General features: G+C 71.4%; 16 protein-coding genes and 1 riboswitch. Of the genes, 2 read left to right on the top strand and 14 right to left on the bottom strand.

Annotation, left to right across the window (positions count from 1 at the left end; genetic code table 11):
- Positions 1-23 precede the first annotated feature (23 nt).
- Both IPQ09_26845 and IPQ09_26850 read right to left on the bottom strand, forming a co-directional pair.
- Positions 24-1,679 carry a hypothetical protein gene (locus IPQ09_26845; protein MBL0197766.1) on the bottom strand — a complete coding sequence of 552 codons (1,656 nt, stop codon included), beginning with the start codon at positions 1,677-1,679 and terminating at the stop codon, positions 24-26.
- 90 nt (positions 1,680-1,769) lie between these two features.
- Positions 1,770-3,080 carry a hypothetical protein gene (locus tag IPQ09_26850; GenBank protein MBL0197767.1) on the bottom strand — a complete coding sequence of 437 codons (1,311 nt, stop codon included), beginning with the start codon at positions 3,078-3,080 and terminating at the stop codon, positions 1,770-1,772.
- An 87-nt stretch (positions 3,081-3,167) separates the two neighbouring features.
- A riboswitch (cobalamin riboswitch) is annotated at positions 3,168-3,287 on the bottom strand.
- Between the two features lie 429 nt (positions 3,288-3,716).
- On the opposite strand from IPQ09_26850, the gene IPQ09_26855 reads away from it, so the two are divergent.
- A complete protein-coding gene (locus tag IPQ09_26855; GenBank protein MBL0197768.1) occupies positions 3,717-4,553 on the top strand; it encodes an alpha/beta fold hydrolase in 837 nt (278 codons plus the stop codon).
- A gap of 45 nt (positions 4,554-4,598) precedes the next feature.
- Here the strand turns inward: IPQ09_26855 and IPQ09_26860 are convergent, their stop codons facing one another.
- The 5 genes from IPQ09_26860 to IPQ09_26880 form a co-directional block, all read right to left on the bottom strand.
- The gene (locus IPQ09_26860) at positions 4,599-5,660 is read right to left on the bottom strand and encodes an alpha-ketoacid dehydrogenase subunit beta (protein MBL0197769.1); all 1,062 of its coding nucleotides are present in this window, start codon (positions 5,658-5,660) and stop codon (positions 4,599-4,601) included.
- A 1-nt stretch (position 5,661) separates the two neighbouring features.
- Positions 5,662-6,606 (bottom strand): thiamine pyrophosphate-dependent dehydrogenase E1 component subunit alpha, encoded by a 945-nt coding sequence (locus tag IPQ09_26865; protein MBL0197770.1) that lies wholly within the window; start codon positions 6,604-6,606, stop codon positions 5,662-5,664.
- Positions 6,607-6,795: 189 nt separating this feature from the next.
- The gene (locus IPQ09_26870) at positions 6,796-7,746 is read right to left on the bottom strand and encodes a fatty acid desaturase (protein ID MBL0197771.1); all 951 of its coding nucleotides are present in this window, start codon (positions 7,744-7,746) and stop codon (positions 6,796-6,798) included.
- A 154-nt stretch (positions 7,747-7,900) separates the two neighbouring features.
- Positions 7,901-8,767: a hypothetical protein gene (locus IPQ09_26875; GenBank protein ID MBL0197772.1), complete on the bottom strand. Its 867-nt coding sequence runs from the start codon at positions 8,765-8,767 to the stop codon at positions 7,901-7,903.
- 133 nt (positions 8,768-8,900) lie between these two features.
- Positions 8,901-11,609, bottom strand: coding sequence for a hypothetical protein (locus tag IPQ09_26880; protein MBL0197773.1), 2,709 nt, complete (start codon positions 11,607-11,609; stop codon positions 8,901-8,903).
- A gap of 261 nt (positions 11,610-11,870) precedes the next feature.
- On the opposite strand from IPQ09_26880, the gene IPQ09_26885 reads away from it, so the two are divergent.
- Positions 11,871-13,415: a protein kinase gene (locus tag IPQ09_26885; GenBank protein ID MBL0197774.1), complete on the top strand. Its 1,545-nt coding sequence runs from the start codon at positions 11,871-11,873 to the stop codon at positions 13,413-13,415.
- Positions 13,416-13,428: 13 nt separating this feature from the next.
- Here the strand turns inward: IPQ09_26885 and IPQ09_26890 are convergent, their stop codons facing one another.
- From IPQ09_26890 to IPQ09_26920, 7 genes are all read right to left on the bottom strand, one after another.
- A complete protein-coding gene (locus tag IPQ09_26890; protein ID MBL0197775.1) occupies positions 13,429-16,572 on the bottom strand; it encodes an efflux RND transporter permease subunit in 3,144 nt (1,047 codons plus the stop codon).
- A 13-nt stretch (positions 16,573-16,585) separates the two neighbouring features.
- Positions 16,586-17,776 carry an efflux RND transporter periplasmic adaptor subunit gene (locus tag IPQ09_26895; protein MBL0197776.1) on the bottom strand — a complete coding sequence of 397 codons (1,191 nt, stop codon included), beginning with the start codon at positions 17,774-17,776 and terminating at the stop codon, positions 16,586-16,588.
- Positions 17,773-18,861, bottom strand: coding sequence for a TolC family protein (locus IPQ09_26900; GenBank protein ID MBL0197777.1), 1,089 nt, complete (start codon positions 18,859-18,861; stop codon positions 17,773-17,775). Before IPQ09_26900 ends, IPQ09_26895 begins: the two co-directional genes overlap by 4 nt.
- Positions 18,862-19,183: 322 nt before the next feature.
- Positions 19,184-20,242, bottom strand: coding sequence for a hypothetical protein (locus tag IPQ09_26905; GenBank protein MBL0197778.1), 1,059 nt, complete (start codon positions 20,240-20,242; stop codon positions 19,184-19,186).
- Between the two features lie 54 nt (positions 20,243-20,296).
- Positions 20,297-21,106 carry a lipoyl(octanoyl) transferase LipB gene (gene lipB, locus IPQ09_26910; GenBank protein ID MBL0197779.1) on the bottom strand — a complete coding sequence of 270 codons (810 nt, stop codon included), beginning with the start codon at positions 21,104-21,106 and terminating at the stop codon, positions 20,297-20,299.
- Between the two features lie 17 nt (positions 21,107-21,123).
- Positions 21,124-22,251: an IMP dehydrogenase gene (locus IPQ09_26915; protein MBL0197780.1), complete on the bottom strand. Its 1,128-nt coding sequence runs from the start codon at positions 22,249-22,251 to the stop codon at positions 21,124-21,126.
- Between the two features lie 53 nt (positions 22,252-22,304).
- Positions 22,305-23,798, bottom strand: a complete 1,494-nt coding sequence (locus tag IPQ09_26920; GenBank protein ID MBL0197781.1) for a response regulator — start codon at positions 23,796-23,798, stop codon at positions 22,305-22,307.
- Positions 23,799-23,927 lie beyond the last annotated feature (129 nt).

Raw genomic sequence — 23,927 nt, forward strand, 5'->3', positions numbered from 1 at the left:
AGACTCCGCGGCGGGCGGGACTCTCAGACCGTGCGGCGTCTCGCCCGTCTTGGCGGCAGGGGCCTGCGCGCCGGCCGGGACGGTGAGGACGGGGGGCGGCGGCGAGCTCGGAGCGGCGCCGCGGCGTCTGGGGGGGGCGCCGCCTGCGGTGAGAATTGGTCAATGAAGTTGATTGGTCGCGCGGTCGCCACGTCGTGCTCGCTCGATGGGCGAGACGGGATCGCGAGCTCGGGCAGGCTGAGCGTGAGGGGACGCACCGGCGTGCGGTCCGGAGAGGGGGCCGCCGGTGAGGACGCGCCGGGCGGAGGCCCGCCGTAGAACGCCGAATCGAGCGGGCTCGGCGGGAGCGCTGGGCGCGACGGCGGCGCGCGATCGATCTCGAGGTCGGACGCCGGGGTGATGAACCGCTGCGGCGGCGGCAGCACGCTCGGTGGCCGCGGGCGTTCCGGGGGGCGGGCGACGGGGGCCGGCGTGGGAGGCGAGTCGTCTTCGGCGCGGGGATCGACCACGGCGCGCCGCGCACGCGGGGACGCCTCGGCGCGCGGCCCGTCTGCGCGCGCGTAGACCGTGTGAGGCGCAAGCTCGAACGGCGGCGCGCTCCCGCAACGCTGGAGCACCATCACCGCACGCTCGCGGAGGAGCGCGGGCAGCGAGCGCTCGTCGAGGGCCCGGCGCGCGAGGTCCCGGGCCCTCTCCTCGTCGGCGGACGCGAGCGCGGCCTCCGAGGCCAACAGCAGGAGCTCGGGGAACGCCCCTGCCCCATTCGCCGCGCTCACCAACCGGCGCGCGAGGGCCTCGGCCCCTACGCCCGTGAGCAGCTCGTGCCGCGCGCGGAGGTAAGTCGTCACCGGCGTGCGGCCTGTCTTTCGCTCGACCACGAGGAGCTTCTGCGCGGCCGCCGCGAAATTCCCGGCGTCGAGCAGCAGCTCGATCTCCCAGAGCCCCGCCGACGCGAGCGACCCCGCGGTGGGGGCCGCGCGGACGGCGTCGATGGCCTTCACGCAAGCGTCGAAGCGAGGCCCGCCGTGGAGCCGCGCGCGGAGCAATTCCGTGAGCTTCCCCTGCCCGACCGGTGTCCCCCTCGCCCCTCGCCCGCCGCCGCGGCCAGCGAGCTCGCCGAGCAGCCCGGGGAGGTCGGGGAGCGCGTGGAGCGCTACGCGCGTGAAGGTGTTGGTTCCCGGCTTCTGACTCGCGGCGTACTCGAGCGTGTCGAGCTCGATGCGGGCGCCGTCGTCGAGCCTGGCCAGCTGCGCAGCGAGCGCGAGCGCCTGAAAGGTCGCGGTGACGCCCTCGCGAGCGACCTCTTTTTCGAGGGCCTCGAGGTCGAGGAACGTGCCCGGATAGACCGCCGCGACGGGATCGTACCGGGTCGACTCGAACAGCACCGCCGGCTCGAGCAGCCCCACGACGCGGCGGGCCGGCCCTCCCCGCGCGAAGGCCTGCGCGAGCCCGGACATCATGCCCTCGGCCACGCTCGCCGCGAGCTCCGCCGACAGGCCGAGCTGGGCGAAGCGCGCACGCGCCGCGCGCGCCGTGGTGCGGAACCCGACCTCGACGACGCGCCCACCGCTCCGACCGAGCTCACGATCCTCAGGGTCGAAGAGGGCGTATTCGACGTGGACGGGCCCGCCGGTCGACTCGACGATCGTCAGGCCCTGGATCTTCAGCGTGGTTCGCACCCTCGTTCACCTCGCGCAGCCGCGCCGAGGCGAAGGTTACTTCGCCCGGCGCGCGGGAGGCCACTTTGCGGTGCGCGCGGCCATCGCGCGTCAGCGACGCGGCCAGACCTCGACGCTCCCGATGAAGCCCTGGTTGTTCGTGAAGGGGTTCACGGTCAGCGTCTCGGCGCCGGCGTCGCCCTTCAGCGGCACGCGGATCACCTCCAGCGAGCCCGGACCGCCGTCGGCGCCGGGGCGCGAGCGCACGCCCACCACCTTGTCGACCCCGTCGAAGGCGAAGCTGGACGGCGCGTTGGCGATCGCGGGATCGAGCGTGGTCTTGGTGGGATCCCAGGGGAACACCCCGCCGAGCCCGAGGAGATACTTCTGGCGGCCGTCTTCCGTGTACGACTCGAACGCGCTGGGGAAGTCGCGCGCGTTCAGATCGAGCAAGGAGCGCGACTGCCGCGTGGCGAGGTTCACCTCTTCGAGCCCGCGACGCTGCGTGCCGCCGAAGGGGCCGCAGCCGGCGGTGAGGACCAGCAGACGATCCTGGGCCGCGTCGTAGTGCGAGCGCGCCCCGAACGCGACGTTGTAGCCCGCGAGCGCGATGCCGCCGCCAGGCCCCGTGCCGCCGAGGTTCACGAGCGCGTCGGTGTCCGTGTCGATGGCGACGACCGTGCTGGAGAGCGCCGCCGGGCACGGCAGGTCGAAGTTCGGCGGCGCGACCGTGGTCTTGTCGACATTCGCCAGCGTCACGTAGAGGCGCTTCTTTGCGGCCACGTAGACCGCCGAGGTCATCTCCACGAGGCCGTCGCGATCTTGGGGTGCGACGAGCGACCCGAGGTCGATGGTCTTCACCGGGGCGGCGGCGTCGCCCTCGGTCGTCGGCGAGATCACGGCGATCGCGTTGCGCGTGTAGCGCAGCACGTAGGCCTTGGTGCCGGCCGACGCGACCACCGCGATCGGATCCGCGTAGGCGTCCCCGCCGTCGGCGCGGTCGGAGAGCTTCACGTCGAACGTGCCTCGCACCTTCCACGGCTCGTCCTTGTCGAGCTTCGCGACGATGTCCACCGCCTGCTCGAGGAGCCAGAGGTTCGCGCCGTCGGCGTAGGTCGCGCCGATGAAGCCGGGGAAGCCCAAGCGACCGTCGATCGCGCGGGTGCGCAGGTTGACGGCGACGAGCTCGCTCGACGTCGCGTTGTTGATCGTGACGAGCGCGCGCGGATCGGGGGGCGCGGCCTCAACGGCGTCGACGCCCGCGTCCTTCGGAGGCTCCGGGACCTCCACGTCGGGCCGGGCCACGTCGAAGGTCGCGTCCGTGCCCGCGTCGGTCGCGAAGACCTGGTCGTCGCCCGTGCAGGCGACGAAGCCGGCCGCGCCGGACGCAACAATACCCAGAACAATCGATAGTTTTTTCAATGACTTACTCCACCTGCGCAGCCCGCGCAGTCCCCTCGTGGGGAGCCGGTGCCCCGCGCGAACGCGGAGCGAGTGGCCGTGACGTCCGGTCTCCGGGCTTGCGGATCGTCCTCCCCTGCGCCCTTCCCAGGCCGAAGCCCAGTGGCTTGCGCAGGTTCGTCCCCGTTCACCGTGGCGGGTGCCGCGCCGGGTTCTCACCGGCTTCCCTGCGGGGCGAGTGCCCCGCGACGTCGCGGATGGAGCGCGCGGAGGACGGGAGGTCCGACGCGAGCGCCACGCCCGAGCGATAGCCCGCGCGCTCCGCAGATGCAACGAATCCCGTGCGGTCACCCGGACGCGTCAGCCTCCGTCGCCGGCGTCGCACGGCGCCGGTGGGACCTCGCTACGGCGCCACTTGCCGAGCTCACCGCGCAGGACGTTGCAGAACTGGCAGGGATCCCGCAGCTGCGCCTCGGCTTCCTTGCGGTCTCGACGCCGGCGCCCTCCCCCTCCCACTCTACCCGTGCGGCGTGGCTCGACCCACCGATGTCGACCTGCACGCGGCTCGCGGCTCGGCGGGCGACGGTCGATCGAGCCTCCCCGACGAAAGGCTCCCCACGGCGCGAGACTCGGTACAGACTGTGGCGAGGAGCCCCCATGAGTCGTACCGCTGTCCCCGCCTCGCAGACCTTCGTGCACGACGGCCGCCGCATCGCCTACCGCACCTTCGGCAGCGGCCCCCGGGTCGTCGTCCTCACCCACGGCCTGCTGATGGACAGCCGCATGTACACCCACCTCGCGCCGACGCTCGCGGCGCGAGGTCACCGCGTCGTCACCGTCGACATGTACGGCCACGGCGACTCGGAGCAGCCGCACGACATGGAGGCGTATTCGATGCCTCAGTTCGGGGCCGACGTGATCGCGCTGCTCGATCACCTTGGGGTCGCCCAGGCCGTCGTGGGCGGCACTTCGCTCGGCGCCAACGTCGCGCTCGAGGCCGTCGCCCTCGCGCCGAGCCGCGTGCGCGCGCTCGTACTCGAGATGCCGGTACTCGAGAACGGCCTGGCCGCCGCCGGGGCGGTGTTCGTCCCGCTCGCCTTCGCGATCCGCCTCAGCAAGCGGAGCATGGGCGTCGTGTCTTGGCTCTGCCGAAAGATCCCGCGCACCCACTGGCTCGTGGACATCCCGATCGATTTCGCGCGCCGCGATCCGGGATCGTCGCTCGCCATCCTCGACGGCCTCACGTTCGGGCGCACGGCGCCCCCCGCGTCGCAGCGCCGCAAGATCCGCCAGCCTACGCTGGTGATCGGGCACCCCTCGGATCCGATCCACCCGTTCAGCGACGCCGACCGCACCGCCAAGGAGCTCACCGGCGCGCGGCTCGTCAGCGCGGGCTCGCTCTACGAGTGGCGCTTCCGTCCCGACCGCCTCGACGCGGTGTTGGCCGAGTTCCTCGACGAGGTCTGGGCTCACCCCGTGGCCGTCGCGAGCTGAACGCGGGCCGCGAGACCTCGGCGTTGAGGAGCAGAGGCGGGCCGCTCAGGGCTCGTGGCGCGCGAGGTCGCGCATAAGGCGCACCATGTCCGCCCGCTGCGGCACGCTGGCGTGCTCCAGGTTGTCGGCGAGCCCAACCCCGGGCACGAACGCCCCCGCGAGCAGGCGTGGCGGCGCATAGAGCTCGTAGAAGAGCTCCTCGACGACCCGGCGGATGAGGTGCTCTCCGAAGTTCGTGACCTCGGTGTCCTCGTTCACGACGAGCAGGCGGTGCGTCTTGCGCACGCTGTCGCGGATCGCCTCCCAGTCGTACGGGTAGAGGGAGCGCAGATCGATCACCTCGGCGGAGACGCCCTCCTCGGCGAGCTCGTCGGCGGCGCGCGCGGCCTCACGGACGAGCCGACCGCACGACACGACCGTGACGTCGGTGCCCGCGCGGAGCACGTTTGCCTTGCCGATGGGGACGAACTGGACCGGCGTGTTGGGCCACTCGGGCCGCCAGCGCGAGCGGTCGCCGAGGGGCGCGTCGATCATGCGCGCGAGCGCCTTCTCGTCCCCCGGCTCGCCCGGGATCAGCTCGTGCGGCAGCGCCCGCGTGCGCATGAGCGCCTTGGGGACGAGGTACATCACGGGGTTCGGATCGACGATGGCCGAGAGGAGGAGCCCGTAGGCGTCGAGTGGGTTCGACGGCATCACGACCTTCCAGCCGGGGATGTGCGTCGCCGTCGCGTCGAAGGAGTGCGAGTGGTAAATGCTGCCGCGAATTCCCGCGCCGACCGGCGTCATGCACACGAGCGGCACGTTCCACTGCCCGTTCGACGACCAGAGCGTGTTGCCCGCGATCTTGAGCAGATCGATCGTGTTGAAGATGTAGTCACAGAACTGGATCTCGCACACGGGCCGCTCCCCCGCGAGGGCGAGGCCAATCGCCGTGCCGATGATCCCGCGCTCGTCGAGCGGCGAGTTCCACGCGGTGCGCAGGCCCTGGGTCTGCGTGAACGCGCCGCCGAGCGGCGGACCGATGTCCTCGCCGAAGATGTCGGTGACGCCGAGCTGCTCCTCGCCGACGTGGAGCGCCATGCGCACGGCTTGAACGAGAGTGGCCATGTCAGCGCTCCCCCGCGGCGAGGTTCTTGTCGGTAAAAATGTGGTCGTAGATCGTGCTGCCGAGCGGCTGCGGCTCCTCGCGCACGAGCTTGCTCGCCTCCAGCAGCTCCTTCGTGATGCGCGCGCGGTGCTCGTCGAGCTCCTGCCGGGTCTTGATCCCTCGGTCGACGAGCTTGGTCTCGAGCTCCGCGAGGCCGTCGCGCTCGGTCGTGACGAAGTTCGCGCCCGACGCGGACGAGTGCCCGTTCAGCCGGGAAACCATCGCCTCGAGCAGGTAGGGCTTCTTCTCCGTGCGCACGTAGTCCATCGCCTTCTGGATCGCGCGATAGGAGGCCTCCACGTCGTTGCCGTCGATCGTCGCGGTGGGCATGCCGAACGCCTTGCCACGATCGCTCACGCGCTCCTCGCCGTGTTGCCCCTTCCACGGGGTCGAGATTCCGTACTCGTTGTTCGTGACGATGATGAGCACCGGGGCCTCGTGGCCCTTGCGCGAGCTCCACACGAGGCACGTGGCGAAATCGCCCTCGGCGGTGCCCGCGTCGCCCCCCTGGACGATGGTGATCCCGAACGAACCGGCGCGCTTCTGCGCGAGCGCGGTGCCCGTCGCCATCGAGTACTGCACCTCGATCGGAGACGACACGGGCACCACGTTCCACCTCTTCACGGAGTAGTGGCTCGCGAAGTTGCGTCCACCCGAGTAGGGGTCGCTGGCCGTGTTCTTCATCTGGCGGAGCGAGTCGACGGGGTCGGCGCCCAGCGCGAGCAGCGTACCGCTCGAGCGGTAGTGAAGGTGCAGGTAGTCGTGCTGCACGCCCTCGCCCTTGTGGACGAGCAGGCCGAGGGGCACCGAGAAGGCCTCCTCGCCAGGGCCGCCGATCCAGAAGTAGCCGTCGCCCTGGCGGTACATCGTGATGAGCCGCTCCTCCAGCACGCGGGCGGTCAACATGTGGGAATGGATGCGGACCAGGAGCTCGGGCGCGAGCTGCGAGTCCGGGGCGGCTTCGGCGCCGTTCTGCGAGGGCTGGGTCGACGTGCTCACGCCGCGGTTTTAGCGCTCATGCGCCCGCGGGTGGGAGCGAAAAGCGAACGGTCGGACGAACGTGGCGAGATGCCGCCGCGCGCGCTGCGTACGGCGCTACGCCTCGACGGCGATCGCGCCCTCCGCGCCGAGATCGGCGCCGGGGAGCTTCTCGGGGATCCAGTTCTCGTCGGGGCCGTCGGCGGGGACCACGTAGGGCGCGCCGTCGAAGCGCACGCGCTTGCCCGGCCACACGAACGCCCGGAGCAGGTAGAGGAACAGCGAGGGCTGCTCGAGCTCCGGGTGGATGGTCGGGTGGAGCCTCTTCATGTGCTCCTCGCGGAGCAGGCTCCAGTGGAGGCCAGGTTCTTCGTGGTGGATGCCGTGAAATCCGTTGTTGAACGTGAACCAGTTGAAGATGCGCCCCATGAAGTTGCGCGAGTGGTTCACCGGGTGGTTCTGATCGCAGCCGTCGTGCTGCAGGTAGTTCACGCTCGTGATGCCCCACACGGCCCACAGATGCGGCACGAGCACGAGGAAGAGGGCGCTCCGCCAATCGAGGAGAAAGAGGATCGCCTTCGAGCCCCACGCGAACACGAGCTCCAGCTGCAGCTGGCGGTGCCACTTCGGGAGCTTGGTCTTCATGATCGCGGTGTACTTGTAGTTTGCACGCGTCACGCCTACGGCCACCGTGGGGAAGAACATGAGGAACGACAGCAGGTTCCACCCGTAGTCGACCTTCGTGGTCCGCATGATGTCGCGGCGCTCTTGGGTGAACTTGTGGTGGCTCAGGTTGTGCCCGGGCACGTACTCGCTCACCGGGAAGCCGTACGAGCAGGTGAGGAGCACCTGGAAGATTTTGTTGGCCCAGCGCTGCCGGAACACCGGCGTGTGCAGCGAGTTGTGCGTGATGACGGCGCAGAACCACGACACGCACATGAGCACGACCACGAGCCCGACCCGCGACCCGACGCCGACGCGCGACCAGGCCCACAGCGCGAAGGCGAGGAAGGCGTAGTAGAAGCCGACGAAGCCGAGGGTGCGGATGTCTGCGCGGTAGCGGAGCATGGGCCGGGGTGTGGGGTAGCCCCTCGGCGCGGGTCCGGCAAGCCTCACGTCGCCGCGTAGTCGTGTACGCGCAAGCGAGCGCCCCGCGGCCCGCTGCGGAGAGCGGGGCACGGGGCGCTGCATCATCCTGGTTGGAGCGTCGCGCGCGCTCGTGTCAGGGCAGGAACTGCACCTGCGGCATCGACTCGGCCTCGCGCATGAACACGACGCGGGCCAGGGTGGCGCCGAACATCTTGCCGTACTTGAGCGCCGCGGGCACCTGCACGCGCTGCCCATGGTGGGTGGTGAGCGTGACCGCGATGGTGCGATTCCAGTAGTTGGGATCGACCTTCGCGTTCTGGTTCGCCATGTGGTTCGCGACGGCCGTGACGGCCGCGCGCACGGCGAGGCCGATGAGCCCGCCCCCGCCGCCGCCCGCCGACTGACGCACCGGCTCGAGATCGGCGATCTGGTCGAGCGCGTACGACTGCGGCTGCCCCTTGCCGTCGATCACGATGACCCGGCGGTTCGTGATGACGTGCGCGCGAGGGTTCCTGCCGTCGTGAATGATGGCGAGGATGATGAAGATGATGCCGATGAGCATGATGAGGAACAGCACCCCGAAGATCCACAAGATGACCTTGTCGACCGTGTAGTCGTGGCGCTGAAACCAGATGACCCGCTCGCCCGGCTCGAGGGGAATGCCCATCACCGTGCCGCCGCCGCCCTGGGCCATCCCGGCCCCCTGAGCGCCCTGCACGCCGTACGGGTTCGCCTGCACCATCGCGCCAGGAGGCGCGCCGTACGCGCCTTGCTGCTGCTGCTGTTGCTGCTGCTGCGGCGGCGGCGGGCCGTACGCCCCCGGCGGGCCACCAGCGCCGCCAGGTGGCGGACCGTACCCGCCACCGCCGGGCGGGGGACCGCCACCACCAGGAGGCGGGCCGTAAGCGCCGCCGCCACCACCGGGAGGCGGACCGTACCCGCCGCCACCCCCACCCGGAGGAGCCCCCGGGGGGCCTCCGTATCCGCCGTTGCCTTGCATGTGCCGTCTCCTTCGTGCGGGTGAGAGCCTACCGGTCCGGCTTCGCTCAAGCCACGAGAGAAATCGCCAAAAAAGCAGCGCGGGCGCCCCTTAGAGGGCACCCGCACTTGGTCAACTTCGTTGACTTATGAGATCACGGCGCTGCGCAGAAGTCGCCGCCCGTGGCGCCCGGCGTCGGGATGGCCACCGTCGCCGTCGTGTTGTCGATCGAGAGCAGGTACTGCACCAGCGCCTCGACGACCTTCGCCCGCGCGACCGGATCGGTCTCGGTGAGGAAGTTCGGCGCGAGCGCCTGGTAGTGGGACTTGAACGTCACGGAGAAGAGGCTCTCCAGGGTCGCGGCGTTGCCCGCGTGGAGGTAGGGAGCCCCGGCCGCGATGCTGAGCAGCGACGGCGGGTTGAACCCGCGGCCGAACGCCTGGTTGCCCTGGGCCGCGACCGGGGTCGCCGCCGTGGAGCTCTGCCGGAACTCGCTCACGCCCGAGATCGCGTCCGCCACGCCGAAGGTGCCCACGGGGCGGAGGATGCAGAGGAGCTGGTCGAAGTTCCCGATGGTGGTCGCATCGGGGAGGCTCGCCGGGTCGAGGCGCATGGCGCCCGTGCCCGACTCGGTGGGCAGCAGCGCGGCCGGGAACCCGCCGGGCGCCGTCCACGCGGTGCCCCGGAGCGCGTTCGTGGTGGCGAGCGACGGGTCGTAGAACCGCTTCGAGATGGTCCACTTGTCGCCGCCGTGGCAGCCCTGGCAGTTGCCGTCGTTCGTGAAGAGGTTCTTGCCCGTGGCGACCTTGGCCGCGTCGAGGCCCGACACGCCCTTCGGCGAGCGGACGGTCTTCACGTAGTCGGTGATCTCGGCCCAGTCCGAGAGGATGCTCGGCGCGGTGAGACCGAGGGGGTTCCCCTTGTCGGCCACGGCGGTCGAGGAGCCGCTCAGCGCGCCGTGGTTCTCCGTGCCCGCGCCCACCGGGACCGCGCCGAGCGGGATGCGATCGGCGTTGTCGATGGGAGCGCTCGCCTTCGACACGATGGCGCCGACGCCGCCCGAGACGCCCTGCGTGTTGCCCTCGAAGTCGGAGACCTCGTCGAAGATCGCCGTCCAGTTGAAGATGCGCTGGTCGGTCGGGTCCTTCTTCGAGAAGCTGCCGTCCAGGCTCACCGTCTGCCGCGGCCCGCGGGCGAACGACCAGGTCACGTTGTCGGTGAGGCCGTCGATGTGGCACGACTGACACGCGCCCCAGCCCTGGCCCTTGAACGACCACCGGCCCGCGCCGGTGTTGAAGAAGCGCTTGCCCTTGAGGACGTGCTCCGCCGGCGAGCCCGCGGCCGGCTGCGCGGCGCTCTCGGCGAAGGTCGGCGTAGCCGCGCCGCCCGCGACCGCTTGGGTGTTCAGGTCGATCACCTGCACGTTGCGGCTCACGTCGTTGACGACGAACATGAAGCGCTTGTTCGCGTCGGTGTTGGCCGTCGCCACGCCGATGGGGTTCTTGCCCGAGCCGGCCGCGGGGATGCCCGCGGGGTTCGTGTCGATGAACGGGTTGCCCGCCGCCGTGCCGGCCTCGGCGAAGCTGCCGGTGTCGTCGTAGCGAGCGCGGAAGACCGCGTCGATGGCGTTCGCCGCGACGTAGCCGACGCTCGTGTCCTTCACGAACGCCATGTCGGTCGGCACCGCCGGGTACTTGCGCGCGTTGTCGGGCGTGGGCGTGCCGGTGTTGAAGCGCGCTTCCATCTTCTGGTGGAGGCTGCTCGTGCCGGCCTTGACCTCGGTGCCCTTGGCGATGTCGATGACCGAGACGGCGCCGTGCGTGGTGGTCTTGAAGTTCGCCTCGACGACGCCGCCCGTGGGGCCGCGGGGCGACGCGCACACGTGGCTCACGTAGGCGAATTTACCGGCGATCGTGATCGACTGGAGCTGGTTCGGGAAGCACCCGGCGGTGTTGGTGGCCGAGTCCTTGAAGCCCGTGTCGGCGATGGCGCCGAGGCGAATGGTGGACACCGCGCCGTCGCCCACGTTCACCTTGTAGACGACGCCGTCGTGGTTCGTGTCCATCGCCGCCGCGTTGCCCGGCGACGCGCTCGACTCGGGCGCCGTGCGCTGGCCGAAGTACTCCGTGACGTAGAGGTTCTCGTCGTCGTCGTTCTCGTTGTTGTTGTTGGTGACGGCGATGGAGCGCGGGTGCGCGAGCCCCGGGCGCGACGTGACGCCGGCGCCGAGGAAGCCGGTCGCGATGAGCGCCGCGTTGAGATCGATGGTCTTCTTCACGGTCATGCCGGCGGTGTCGACCGCGGTCACGGTGCCGTCGACCCAGTTGGCGACGTACGCGGTCTTGCCGGTCGGCGAGAGCGCGACCGCCGTGGGCTCAGAACCCACCGCCACGGTGCCCTTCACGGTGGGCGTCGAGGAGAGGCCAGAGATGCGCACGAGCTTCTGCTCCTCGCGGAGCACGACGAAGGCGGTGTCGTTGTCGGGCGAAATCGCGACCTGCCAGGGCTCCTTCCCGACGGGCACCTCGGCCTTCTTGGTCAGCGTCGGCGGCTTGCCGTCGGTCGTGTACGCGACACTGAAGACGGTGACCGAGCCCACGTCGCGGTTCACGGACACGAGGACCTTGTCGTCCCACGAGAGCGCGACCGCCGAGCCACGGCTCGGGCCCGCGGCGACGCCCGGCTTCGGCGGGTCCACCACGTCCGGGCTCGCGTCTCCCGGCGGGGTGACCGTCGGGACCGTGGTCGTCGGCGTGGCGTCCGCGCCCGCGTCGGCGCCCGTGCCGGGCGTGTCGCCACACGCGGCGAACGCACCCGCGGACGTGATGGCCAACAAAGCGAAGAGAGCTGTCTTGTTACGCATGTGCCTCCTAAGGACGCGCCGAAGCTCGCCCGTTCTTGTTCGCGGCGCCACTTCCCCGGCGCGCGCGATCCCCAAGCGTTATCCGATGTGTGGCGCCCGGGCGAAAAATTTTCGCGCGGGCGACGCAAGCTGTGCGTTTCCCCGCGCCCCGCTGTCATTCAATCGAATCCCAACGGCGTCGCTTGGCGCGACTCGCGACCCACGACGCGTGCGACTCGCACGATCACGCAACGAAGCCCGCGGACCGGCCGATGAGCCGGCATGAACCACCGAGCCGCCTCCGCACCTGAGCACCGCGCCCCTGAGCCAGGGGACACCGTCCGCGCCGCCGGCGTCGAGTACCGAGTCGTGGGGCGCCTCGGGCGCGGCGGGATGGCCCACGTCCTCGACGTCGAGGACCGCGACCTTGGTAAGCGCTTCGCGCTGAAGCTCCTCGACCCGCACCTGGCGGCGGACGCGGAGAGCCTCGAGCGCTTCGAGCGTGAAGCGAGAGCGCTCGCGCGGCTCGACCACCCGAACATCGTCACGGTGATGCGCCTCGATCGCACCGACGACGAGCGACAGCCCTTCTTCCTCATGGAGCGGCTCCGTGGCGGCACGCTGCGGGACCACATGAACCGGGGAGCGCTGTCGGCGCGGCGCGCGCTCACGGCGGCCGAGCACCTGGCCCGCGCGCTGCACTACGTGCACGAGCGAGGCCTCCTGCACCGCGACGTGAAGCCCTCGAACGTGTTCCTCCACGTCGACGCCTACGGCGCGGAGGTCGTCAAGCTTCTTGACTTCGGGGTCATGCGCCTCGTGCACGCGGAGTCGGCGCCCGAGGACGGCTTCTTCGGGACGGCCCACTACGCGGCGCCCGAGCAGCTCGTGCTCGGCAGAGCACAAGGCCCCGAGACCGACGTCTACTCCGCCGGGCTCGTCCTCTTCGAGGCGCTCACCGGCCGCCACCCCTTCGAGGACGCCGAGCGCTCGCTGCGTGGCGCGCGCGCCGTCCGAGCGCGAGGCGCGCCGGCGCTGCGCGAGAGCCTGCCCCGGGGGCGCCTCTCGGACGAGGCGCTCGCCGAGGTCGGCCCGTTGGTCGCGTCGATGCTCTGCAAGAACCCGCTCGGTCGCCCGACCGCCGGCGTGGTCGCGCGGGCGCTCGCCCGGTGCCTGCGACGCGTCCCCGACGAGCGCGGCCCCGCGCGCGACCTGGGGGAGGACACGCCCCTGCGCACGAGATCACCGGAGCCGTTCTCGCCGGCACACCTCGCCGCGCCGACGCGGCTCGATGCGCCGCCGTCCTCGCCCGCACCCGACGCGTCGAGCGGCGCGTACGACCCCGTGAGCGACGCCGACCTCGTAGGCACCCTCGAGTCGCCCGTCTTGCTGCTCCGCCCGTCGACCACGCCCCCCGTGGCGGTGAGCTCCGGCTCCCAGGCCCGGGCCGGCCGCACCACGCCCCTGCGAGCGGTCTCGTCCTCGCCCCCGGGTGCGGCCCCGGTCCCCGTCCCGGTCCTCAGGCCGTTCCCGCCCTCGCTCCCGATTCAGACCGCGCCCCCGCCTCCGCAGCGCATCGCGCCGACCGCGCCCGCGCGACGGGCCGGCTCATCGGGGCCCCCTACGCGGCCACCCCCTACGCACGGCCGCGCGGTGCACGTGGCGCTCGGTGCCCTCGTGCTTCTGTGGCTCGTGCTCGCGGTGGGCGGCGTGGACGCGCTCCGGCGCCGCGGCCTCCTGCCCGCCGCGCGACCGACCGGCCTCGCGACCGAGCTCGTGGCGCTCGCCACGAAGAGCCGGGCGCTGCCCCCCGCCCTCGCGCGATAACTTCACATGCACTCTACATAGACTCGGAGACGGGCGGCTCCTCGAACGACATCGGCGGCGGCGACTCGCTGTAACCGTCGCCCTCCTCGGGACGCAGGAGGATCGCGAGCAAGCCCGGGAGGATGAACATGGTGAGCAGCGTGGAGAACGCGATCCCGCTGATGACGACGGTCGCGAGCGGCCGCTGCACCTCGGACCCGGCGCCCGTCGCGAGCGCCATCGGCAGGAAGCCGAGCGCGGCGACCGCGCCCGTCGTGAGCACCGCGCGCAGGGAGTGGACAGCCCCCTCGTGCACCGCGACCCTCACCTCCACGCCCGACGCGACGCGCCGCTTCACCTCGTCGGCCATCACGACGCCGTTCAGCACCGAGACGCCGGCGAGGGCGATGAAGCCCACCGCCGCCGGGATGCTGAAAGAGAGACCGCGGAGCACGAGCCCGAGGATGCCGCCGGTCAGCGCGAACGGGACGACGAGGAACACCGAAACCGAGTACCGGGCGCTCTGGAACATCCACAGGAGCATGCCAAAAATGATGGCCAAGCTCATCGGCACGACCATGCCGAGGCGCGCCTGCGCGCGCTCGAAGTTCTCGAACTGACCGCCCCACTCGATGCGGTAGCCCGTGTCGAGCTTCACCTTCTTGTCGACGGTGGCGCGCGCCTCGTTCACCCACGAGACGAGGTCGCGGCCGCGGAGGTTGACCTCGACGCGCACGGTTCGCGTGAGCCCGACGCGCCGCACCTGGGTGGGGCCCTCGGTCTCGACGACGGTCGCGACCTCCGCGAGGGGGACGGCCTTCCCCTTGCCCGCGCCGCCCCGCGCCTCGACGAAGAGCTCGCCGATCGCCTCGACCGACGTGGACCGCGGCGGCACGAGCACGCGCAGGTCGAAGCGCTTGTTCCCCTCGTAAATGGAGCCCACCGGGATGCCGACGCGCGCCGCCTGAATGGCCGAGAGCGCGTCCTCCGCGGCGACGCCGTACCTCGCCAGGCGGACGCGATCGGGCCGAACCACCAGGGAAGGCGCGCCGAGCACACGCTCCACGCGCACGTCGCCCGCGCCCGGGACCGAGCGCACTGTGGCGCCCACGACCTCGCTCAGGCGCTTCAGCTCGTTCAGGTCGGGCCCGAAGATGGCGACCTGCACGTCGGCGCGCGACCCGCTGATAAGCTCGTTGGTTTTGTCCTCGATCGGCTGCGACACCGACACGAAGGTGCCCTCGACCTCGCTCTCGATCGCGTTCTTCATGGCGACCGAGAGCCCGTCGAGGTCGGTGGCCGTCTTCCACTCCTTCTTGGGCTTCAGGTGGACGAACATGTCGGTGTTGTCGTTGCCGACGGGGTCGATCGCGACCTCGGCGCGCCCCGTCATGCCGAGGGTGGTCACCACCTCCGGGAAGCGACGGAGGACGCGCTCCACCTTGAAATCGAGCTCCCTCGCCTCGCCGAGGCCGATCGACGGCGCTCGGCGGATCGTGACGACCGCGTCCCCCTCGTCGATGCGCGGCACGAAGTCGGCGCCCGCGCCCGCGAGGAGCACGAAGCTCCCGACGAGCGCCACGACGGAGCCCCCGAGGAGCGGCCACCGGCCGCTGATCGCCGCATCGAGCAGGCGGCTGTAGTGTCGCTCGGACCACGCGAGCCACCGGGCGGTGTGCCCCTTGGGCGGCGGGACGAACGTGACGAGGAGCGCCGGGAAGAACAGCACGGAGTAGACGAGCGCGCCGAACAGGGCGCACGCCATCGTGATGGCCATCGGCCTGAACATCTTGCCCTCGATGCCCTCGAGCGCGAGCAGCGGGATGTACACGAGCAGGATGATCGCCACGGAGAACGCGACCGGCCGCACCACGCCGGACGCGACGCGACCGTACTCGCGACGTCGCGCGGCGTCGGCGAAGTGCTTCCCCGCGGTCGCCGCCATCACGCTCTCGAGGATGATGATCGGGCCGTCTACCAAGAACCCGAAGTCGATCGCCCCTAGGCTCATGAGGTCGCCCGTGACGCCGAAAAAGAGCATCCCGAAGAGCGCGATCGCCATGGACGCGAGGATGCCCAACACGACGATCAGCGCACCGCGCAGCGTGCCGAGCAGCAGCGCGAGCACCACGGTGACCACGACCACCCCCTCGACGAGGTTCTTCATGACCGTCGACACGGTGCGCCCGACGAAGTCGGCGCGGTCGTAAATGGGCTCGATCAGCACGCCTGGTGGCAGCTCGGCCTGCACCTCGGCCACCTTGCGCTTCACGGCGGCGACCACGTCGCGGCTGTTCGCGCCGACGAGCATCATGACGATGCCCGTGACGGCCTCGGACTCGCCGTCCCGCGTGATGACCCCGTGGCGGAGGGCCGAGCCCACGCGCACGTCGGCGAGGTGCTTGACCAGCAAGGGGGTGCCGTCGGCCGCCGTGCGGAGCACGACGTTCGCGATCTCCTCCTCGTTTCGGAGCTTGCCGACGGCCGTGAGCGTGAACGACTCGGCGCCACGATCGAGGTACCCGCCGCCGACGTTCACGTTCGATTTCTCGAGCGAATCCGCGACGTCACGCAGGCTCATGCCGTGGCTGTGGAGGCGCGAGCGGTCGACGACGACCTGGTATTCTTTGAGGTCGCCGCCCATCGTGTTGAGCTCGATGACGCCGGGGACGCTGCGGAGCTTGGGCACGATCTCCCAGTCGAGGATCGTGCGGAGCTGCATCGGCGAGTGGCGGTCGGACCTCACGACGAACTGGTAGATCTCGCCGAGGCCACCCGACACGGGGGAGAGCTCCGGGCGCCCCGACCCCTTGGGCAGGCCCGCCTCCACGCCCCGGACCCGCTCGAGCACCATCTGTCGCGCGAACCAGACGTCGGTCTTGTCGTCGAAAATGACCGTGACCGCGGAGAGTCCGTCGCGCGACACAGAGCGGAGCTCGGTGAGGTGAGGAAGGCCGTTCAGCGCGGCCTCCATCGGGAAGGTGACGACGCGCTCCACCTCCACGGGCGCGAGCCCCGGGCAGTCGGTGAGGACCGCCACCTGCACGGTGGACACGTCGGGCACCGCGTCGATAGGCAGCGCCCGCGCGGCGCCCACGCCGCCCGCGAGGAGCAGCACGAGCAGCGCGAGCATGAGAAAGCGGAGTCGTATCGAGGCACGGACGATCGCGGAAAGCATCAGGCTCGCTCCCTCACCGGAAGATCTCGGCCTTCAGCGCGAACACTCCCTTGGAGACCACCGTGTCGCCGGCCGCGAGGCCGGAGGTGACCTGCACGCGGGTCCGGTCGCGCGCGCCCACCACGACGGTGCGTGGCTCCACGGCGTTCTTCTCGCGGAGCACGAACACCGTGACCTTTCCGTCGACTGTCGTGAGCGCCTCGCTCGGGAGCAAGAAGCCCTCCGCCTTCACCACCTGGCGATGAATGCGGGCCGTGACCGACTGACCGGGGCGCAAGAGCTCGTGGGCGTTGTCGACGACGATGCGCACGTCGGCGCTGCGTGTCTCGAGATCGATGACGTCGCCCACGTGGGCGACCTTGCCCTTCACGACCACCGCGGCGTTGATTTGGGGGGAGAGCTCGACGTCGTCGCCCGCGCGCAGCCCGGCGAGCTCGCGTTCGAAGACCGACAGCTCCACCCACACGCGGGACAGGTCGGCGACCCGAAACAGCGTCGCCGACGGGTCGACGGACTGGCCACGGGAGACGTGTGACTCGACGATCCTGCCGGCGATGGGGCTCGTGACCCGGAACACGCCGACCCCGGTCGCGCTCGAGCCTCCAAGCGCTCGCACGCGCTGCTCGGCGCCCATGACCTCGGCCTTCGACGCGAGCGCCACGGCGTGCGCGAGCTCGGCGTCGCGCGCCGAGGAGACCTTCGCCTCGGCGAGCTGCTTCTCGCGGAGGTCGTTGGCCTCCGCCGCCGCGAGGTGCGCCTTCGCGACCAGCAGCGCCGACTGCGCCGAGCCGAGCTCCGCGCTCTCGAGCTCGGCGAGGGTGTCGGTCGCCTTGACCATGTCCCCGTCGAACTTGCGCACGTGACTGATGCGGCCCGCCACGCGGGCGCCCACGACGGCGACCCGCTCCGGGTCGAACGCGACCGTGCCCGTGAAGTTCGAGGTGGGTGACAGATCGCCGCTCTCGACCTTCGCGAACACGAGGCCCACTCGCTCGGCGTAGGCGGGCGAGAAGCGGATCGCCGACCCATCGAACGTGGGCACGTCGCGCGGAGGCTCGGCCTCGACCGGGGCCTTGTGGCGAACGGCGTAGACCACGCCCCCCGCCAACGCGACCGCGGCGAGCGCCGCCGCGCCCCAGCGGAGCGCGGTGGCGCCGCGGGTGGGCGCGCTGTTCGGTGCGGCAGGTGCAGCTTCGGGGCTCACGAGGCTCCTCCCACAGTGTAGTCGAGCGCCACGTGCTCGAGCCAGGCCGCCTCGAGCGCGTCGATGCGCAGCGCACGAACCCGCGCGACGTCTCGGGCGGCGGTGGTGACGCGAAAAATGTCGAAGCGGCCGGCGATCCAGCCGAGCTCGACCAGCTCGAGCGTACGCTCGGCCGCCGGGAGCGCGGTGCGACTCAGGATGTCGAGCTCGCGACGGCGCCCCTCGTACGCGGAGCGCGCGGCGCTCACGTCGCGCACGATCTGCCGCAAGAGGAGCGCGGTGAGGGTCTCCTCGGTCGTCCGCTGGCGCTGCGCGACGGCGCGCGCGCGCTGGTTGCGTTGCGCTACCGGGAGCTCCACCGAGAGGCCCAGCTGGCCGAAGATGGGAGACACCGGGGCCGCGTCGACGCCGAGGTACACGCTGAGCCGGGGGAACAGCTCCTGGGCGAGTCGCGCGTCGGTCGCCACGAGCTGCGCCACGCGGGCCCGCGACCGGGCGAGCTCGGGCCGGCGGCTGAGGGCGCGCGAGATGAGGTCGGCCTCGGCCGCGGCGGGCGCTGGCTCCGCGAGCGGGGTCACGAGGTCGAGCCGGCGCCCCGCGTCGAGGTCGAGCAGCCCTCGCAGCTCCATGAGCTGTGACTCCCGCTGCCGGGCGGCCGACTCGGCGAGCCCCTGGAGCACGGCGAGCTCGCTCCGAGCGGCCATCTCGTCCACGTCGCCCGCGGCGCCCGCGGCCGCGCGACGCGCCGAGGCCTGCACGATGCGCTCGGCGATGCGGAGCACCGACTGGATCTCCTCGACCCGCCGCTCTGAAGCGCGCACGCGCACGTAGGCGCTCCACACTTCGCGGCGCGCGCGCCGGCGCTCGACGTCCACGTCGGCTTTGGCGACGTCGATCCCGCGCTCGGCCTCGCGCGCGCGCGCCGGAGGGGCGCCGCCTACGTCGAAGGGCACCTCGAACGTGCCGCCGTACCCCATGTCGCCGAGGAACCGCCCCCCCGTGACCGCCGGTCGGCCCTCGACGGTGAGGCGTGGGTTGTCGAAGCGGAGCCCGGCGGCCGTGCGCTGGGCCTCCGCCTCGGCCACGCCGAGCGACGCGGCGCGGACCTGCGGGGCCCGCGCCTCCGCGAGACGGAGCGCGTCGGCGAGCGAGAGGGTCGCCGCTGCAGGCGCGGCGGAGCGCCGCGGGCGAACGACCCTCCGCCCACGCGACGCGGGCTGAGGCTGTGAGAACGGCGAAGACGAGCAGTCCGCGCACCCGCCACCTGGCCTTCAGCATCGCGCCGGACCTTACCCAGATCGCAAGATCGTTAGCCCCCAGGCCCCAGCTCTCGAACATGAATACCTCCACCGCGCAAAAGCGGACACCCCCTCGGGCCCTTGGCGAAGGCCGACAGCCCCGCGCCTTCTAGGCGGGGACGGGGAGTCCGTTCAGCGAGCGCACCACCGGCACCACGTCGCCTATCGACTCGAAATCGACGGTGACGAAGTTCGGGAGCCGGCCGAACGCGGTCTGGCACGCGGCGGCCCGATCCCCGAAGAACGGCTGGAAGTTCACCTGCCGCGCGAGGGACTCGCTGGCGAGCGGGTTCGTGAGGAAATGGTTCAAGATGAAGAGGCCGTTCGACGTGCTGCCGCGGTTGACGACGCACCGCATTTCGGCCGCGGTCTTGTACGCGTAGGGCGTCTCGAAGGCGTAGCTCCACACCGCGTGGTACCAGGGGTACGCGCCACCGCCGCTGTCGGTGAAGACCACCACGCGGTGGTCGCGCGCGATGAGCTCGGCGAGCGTGGGCCAGGGGGCGCTCCGCGGCTGCGCGTGGAGGCGCGGCTCGAGGCCCGCAGAGGCAAACGCCGCCTGCGTGGCGGCGGGCGTGACGTAGCTCTCGAAGATGATCGTCACCACCTCGCGGGGGTTCGCGTCGAGGAATGCGCGCAGGTCCGAGAGCCCGGTGGTGAGCGACGTGGCCCCGAGCGCGCAGCTGCCGTGACAGAGGTACGTGCCGCCGAGGAAGGAGTAGGTGTCGAGCATGAGCCCGCGCACTCCGGCGGCGAGCTGCCGGGAGACGCTGCGGCTCTGGTTCGGCGCGATGAACAGGGCGTCCGAATTCGACATGGCGTTGTGCGAGGTCACGTACGCGACCTGGTCGTAGCGGCGACCGCAGAGCTCCGACGCGCCGTTGCACGGGAGCACGGGCGGCGCGGCGTCGGGGCTCGCCGCCTCTTCCACGCCCGCGTCGGCCTCGGGCGCGTCCAGCGAGGCGTCCCGAGACGCGTCCGGCGCGGCGTCCGGCGGCGCGCTCGGCACGGGCGGCGCGCTCGGCACGGTGGGCACGCTCGGGACCGGGGTGGGAGCCGTCGCGTCGGCGGCGTCGGGGGTCGCGGTCGACGAGCCGCACGCCACACCGAGCCCCGCGACGGTGACGACGGCGAGGAGGACGCGCGCGCGAACGCGGAGGGGCGGCACCCCGTCATCGTACGGGGCGGCCGGGGCGCGAGCAAGGCGCGACGCGGCGGTCGGTCAGCGGTCGGCCTGCGGGCTGGCCGGCGCGGCGAGCGCCCCGAAGCGATCGACGAGCTGCTGCGTATCTTCGAGCGACGCCACCTCCGAGCTCACCTCGAAGACCGCTGCGAAGTGCGGTACGGCGAGCGAGCGCGCCACCGTCTCGACGGAGGCGTGGCTCACCCCGAGCGACGCGAGCGACGTGACCGCGTGCTGGGAGATTCCGCACGGGACGATGGTGGCGAACCCGGCGAGGTCGGTGCTCACGTTGAACGCGAAGCCGTGCATCGTGACCCACCGCGAGAGGCGCACGCCGATCGCGCCGACCTTCCCCAGCCGCAGCCCCGCGCCCGACGCGGCGACGCCGTTCAGTGTGGCCTCGGCCGCCGCGCAGTCGAACCGCCGCGGCGAGTCGAGATCGATCCACGTCCCCACGAAGCCCTGCACGTACCCCGCGTCGAGCCCGTGGCTGCGCGCCAGGCGCACCATCACCTCGCCGAGATCGCGGACGTACCGTCGCACGTCGCAGCGGTCGGGTTTCAGGTCGAGCACGGGGTAGACCACGAGCTGCCCCGGCCCGTGGTACGTGACGTCGCCCCCGCGACCCGTCTCGACGAGGTCGATGCCCCGCTCCGCGCGGGTGGCGGGATCGGCGAGGACGTTCTCGGCGTTGGCGCTGCGGCCAAGGGTGATCACCGGCTCGTGCTCCACGAGCAGGACGGTGTCGCCGACCTGGTGGGCGGCGCGCGCCTCGACGAGGGCCTGCTGGAGCCGATGGACACCCTCGTAACGGCCGCGGCCTAGCCAGTGAAAGGTCAGATGTTTCATGTCGGTCTCCGCCCGCCTCACCCTCGGTAGTTGGGCGCCTCGACGGCCAGGGTCACGTCGTGCACGTGGCTCTCGCGGAGGCCCGCCGAGGTGATGCGCACGAAGCGGCCGCGCTCGCGGAGCTCGTCGACGGTGCGCGCGCCGACGTAGCCCATCCCGCTGCGCAGCCCACCCACGAGCTGGTGCAGGATGGCCGCGAGGTGCCCGCGGTACTGCACGCGGCCCTCGATGCCCTCGGGCACGAGCTTCTCGTCGGCGGTGCCGCCTTGCCCGTAGCGGTCCTTGCTGCCGCGCGACATCGCGCCCAGCGACCCCATGCCGCGGTAGTTCTTGAAAGCCCGCCCCATGAGGAGCTCCACCTCCCCCGGCGCCTCGTCGGTGCCCGCGAAGAGCGAGCCGATCATCACCGTCCGCGCTCCCGCGGCGAGGGCCTTCGTGAAGTCGCCCGAGAGCTTGATCCCGCCGTCGGCGATGACGTACACGCCCGCGCGCTCGGCCTCTCTCGCGCAGTCGGCGATCGCCGTGATCTGCGGCACCCCCACGCCCGCCACCACGCGCGTCGTGCAGATGCTGCCGGGGCCGATGCCGACCTTCACGGCGTCGACGCCCGCGTCCACGAGGGCGCGCGCGGCGTCGGCGGTGGCGACGTTGCCGGCGATCACGTCGAGCGTGGGGTGCGCGAGCTTGATGGCCCGCACGGCGTCGATCACGCCCCTCGAATGGCCGTGCGCCGTGTCCACCACGAGCACGTCGACCCCGGCGGCGACGAGCGCCTCGACGCGGGCCTCGCGATCGGGCCCCGGGCCCACCGCCGCGGCGACGCGGAGGCGCCCCGCGGCGTCGACCGTGGCGTGCGCCGGGAGCGCCACCTGCGGCGCCTCTTTCACCGCGCGGACCTCGGCGGCCTGCTCTTCCGGGGTGAGGTTCTTGTGGAGCACGCCGAGCCCGCCCTCGAGCGCCATCGCGCGCGCCATGCGAGCCTCGGTGACCGAGTCCATCGCCGCCGAGAGCAGCGGGACCGCGAGGGATATGCGCCGCGTGAGCGGCGAGCGCGTGTCGACGTCGCGGGGGAGGACGTCGCTGTACGCGGGGAGGAGCAGGACGTCGTCAAACGTGAGGCACTCGCGGAGAACGTCTTCCAGCATGGCCCTCTCCTCGCACAGTCGGGGCCGAGCGCGAGCGCCGCGCGCGCGGCGGCTTACTCGGGGACGTCGACGCCTTCGGCGCGCTGCTGCTCGCGGAACTCCTCGATGCCTTCGTTCCACGCGTCGGTGATCGCGGGGTCGAACTGGGTGCTCGAGCAGCGATCGATCTCGTTGAGCGCGACCTCGTGCGGGAGCGCGCGGCGGTAGGCGCGATCGCTGGTCATGGCGTCGTAGGTGTCGGCCACCGACACGATGCGCGCCATCACGGGCACGTCGTTGCCCTTCAGCCCGAGCGGGTAGCCGCGACCGTCCCAGCGCTCGTGGTGGAGGTACACGCCGGGGATGAGCGGGTTCAAGAACTTGATCGGCTCGAGGATGTCCTTGCCGTACCCGGGGTGCTGCTTGAAGGTCTCGTATTCGTCCTGCGTGAGCTTCCCCGGCTTGTTCAGGTTCATCACGCACCCGATCTTGCCGATGTCGTGCATGAGCGCGCTCTGCCGGACGACCTCGACCTGGTCTTGCCCGAGCCCGAGGCGCTTCGCGAGCAACATGCTGTAGAGCGCCACCCGATCGGAGTGGCCGGCGGTGTAGCGATCCATCTTGTCGATGGCCTTGGCGAGCCCCTGGATCGTCTGCTGGAAGGTGGCGCGCAGGTCCTCGTAGAGGCGCGCGTTCTCGACCGCCGCCGACGTGCGCGCAGCCACGATCGAGAGGAGCTTGCGCTGGCCCTCGTCGAAGCGCGTCGTGCGGGCATACGAGGTGAGGCACACCCAGCCGATGAGTCGGGTCTTGATGCGCAGCGGCACCGCGAGCAGCGAGGTGGCCGGGCTCACCGGAGGCTGCTTGAAGAACCGCGAGGCGATCACCCCTTGGTCGAGCAGCACGGTGTCGGCGGCGAAGTGCTCGACGAACGCCTCCGGCTCGAACGTACCGAGCTGGGCGCAGACGTCGGCCGGCAGGTGCGCCGCGAAGAGCCTCTGCCGCTCGAAGAAGCCACCCTCGCCGTCGTCGAGCCAGGTAGAGACGCTCTCCGCGTCGAGCTCGGTGAGCGCGGTGTCTCCCACGGTCGCGAGCACCTGCTCGAGCGACAGGCTCGCGCTGATGGCTTCGGAGACCTTGTACAGCGAGAGGGCCTCGCGGAGGCGCATGTTCTCCGCGGAGAGCCGCTGCTTCTCGAGGCCGCGCTGGACGACGTGGATGACCTCCTCCACCTTGAACGGCTTCAGGATGTAGTCGTACGCGCCACGCTTCATGGCGTCGATCGCGGTCTCGACCGTGCCGAAGCCCGTCATGATGATGGTGAGCGCGTTGGGCGCGGCGGCCCCGACCGCCTCCAGCAGCTCGATGCCGCCCATGCGGGGCATCTTCAGGTCGCTGATGATGAGGTCGTAGTGCGCCTGCTGAAGCTCGTTCAGCGCCGCCGCCCCGTCCGCCGCGGTGCGGACGTAGTAGCCCTCCATGCCCAAGAAATCGGCAAGAATATCGCGGATGTACTTCTCATCGTCGACGATGAGGAGCCGTGGGCGGTCGAGGGTGGGCTGGGTCATGAGCCGAGGGCTGCTGGCACGAGTGCCACGGCAGCGCCGACGACGCAGTCTACTGGCGGGTGACTGGCTTGACCAGCCGTATCCTCGCGAGATCTTGCCTGCGCGGAGTTAGGCAGCGAACATCCCGGG

The organism is Myxococcales bacterium (genome assembly GCA_016720545.1).
GTDB lineage: Bacteria > Myxococcota_A > Polyangia > Polyangiales > Polyangiaceae > JAAFHV01.

What these genes read in the sequence shown, in the direction of transcription:
- IPQ09_26855 (MBL0197768.1), top strand. Translation starts at nt 3,717, where the DNA reads ATGAGTCGTACCGCTGTCCCCGCCTCGCAGACCTTCGTGCACGACGGC.
- IPQ09_26860 (MBL0197769.1), bottom strand. Translation starts at nt 5,660, where the DNA reads ATGGCCACTCTCGTTCAAGCCGTGCGCATGGCGCTCCACGTCGGCGAG.
- IPQ09_26865 (MBL0197770.1), bottom strand. Translation starts at nt 6,606, where the DNA reads ATGTTGACCGCCCGCGTGCTGGAGGAGCGGCTCATCACGATGTACCGC.
- IPQ09_26870 (MBL0197771.1), bottom strand. Translation starts at nt 7,746, where the DNA reads ATGCTCCGCTACCGCGCAGACATCCGCACCCTCGGCTTCGTCGGCTTC.
- IPQ09_26875 (MBL0197772.1), bottom strand. Translation starts at nt 8,767, where the DNA reads ATGCAAGGCAACGGCGGATACGGAGGCCCCCCGGGGGCTCCTCCGGGT.
- IPQ09_26880 (MBL0197773.1), bottom strand. Translation starts at nt 11,609, where the DNA reads ATGCGTAACAAGACAGCTCTCTTCGCTTTGTTGGCCATCACGTCCGCG.
- IPQ09_26885 (MBL0197774.1), top strand. Translation starts at nt 11,871, where the DNA reads ATGAACCACCGAGCCGCCTCCGCACCTGAGCACCGCGCCCCTGAGCCA.
- IPQ09_26890 (MBL0197775.1), bottom strand. Translation starts at nt 16,572, where the DNA reads ATGCTTTCCGCGATCGTCCGTGCCTCGATACGACTCCGCTTTCTCATG.
- lipB (MBL0197779.1), bottom strand. Translation starts at nt 21,106, where the DNA reads ATGAAACATCTGACCTTTCACTGGCTAGGCCGCGGCCGTTACGAGGGT.
- IPQ09_26915 (MBL0197780.1), bottom strand. Translation starts at nt 22,251, where the DNA reads ATGCTGGAAGACGTTCTCCGCGAGTGCCTCACGTTTGACGACGTCCTG.
- IPQ09_26920 (MBL0197781.1), bottom strand. Translation starts at nt 23,798, where the DNA reads ATGACCCAGCCCACCCTCGACCGCCCACGGCTCCTCATCGTCGACGAT.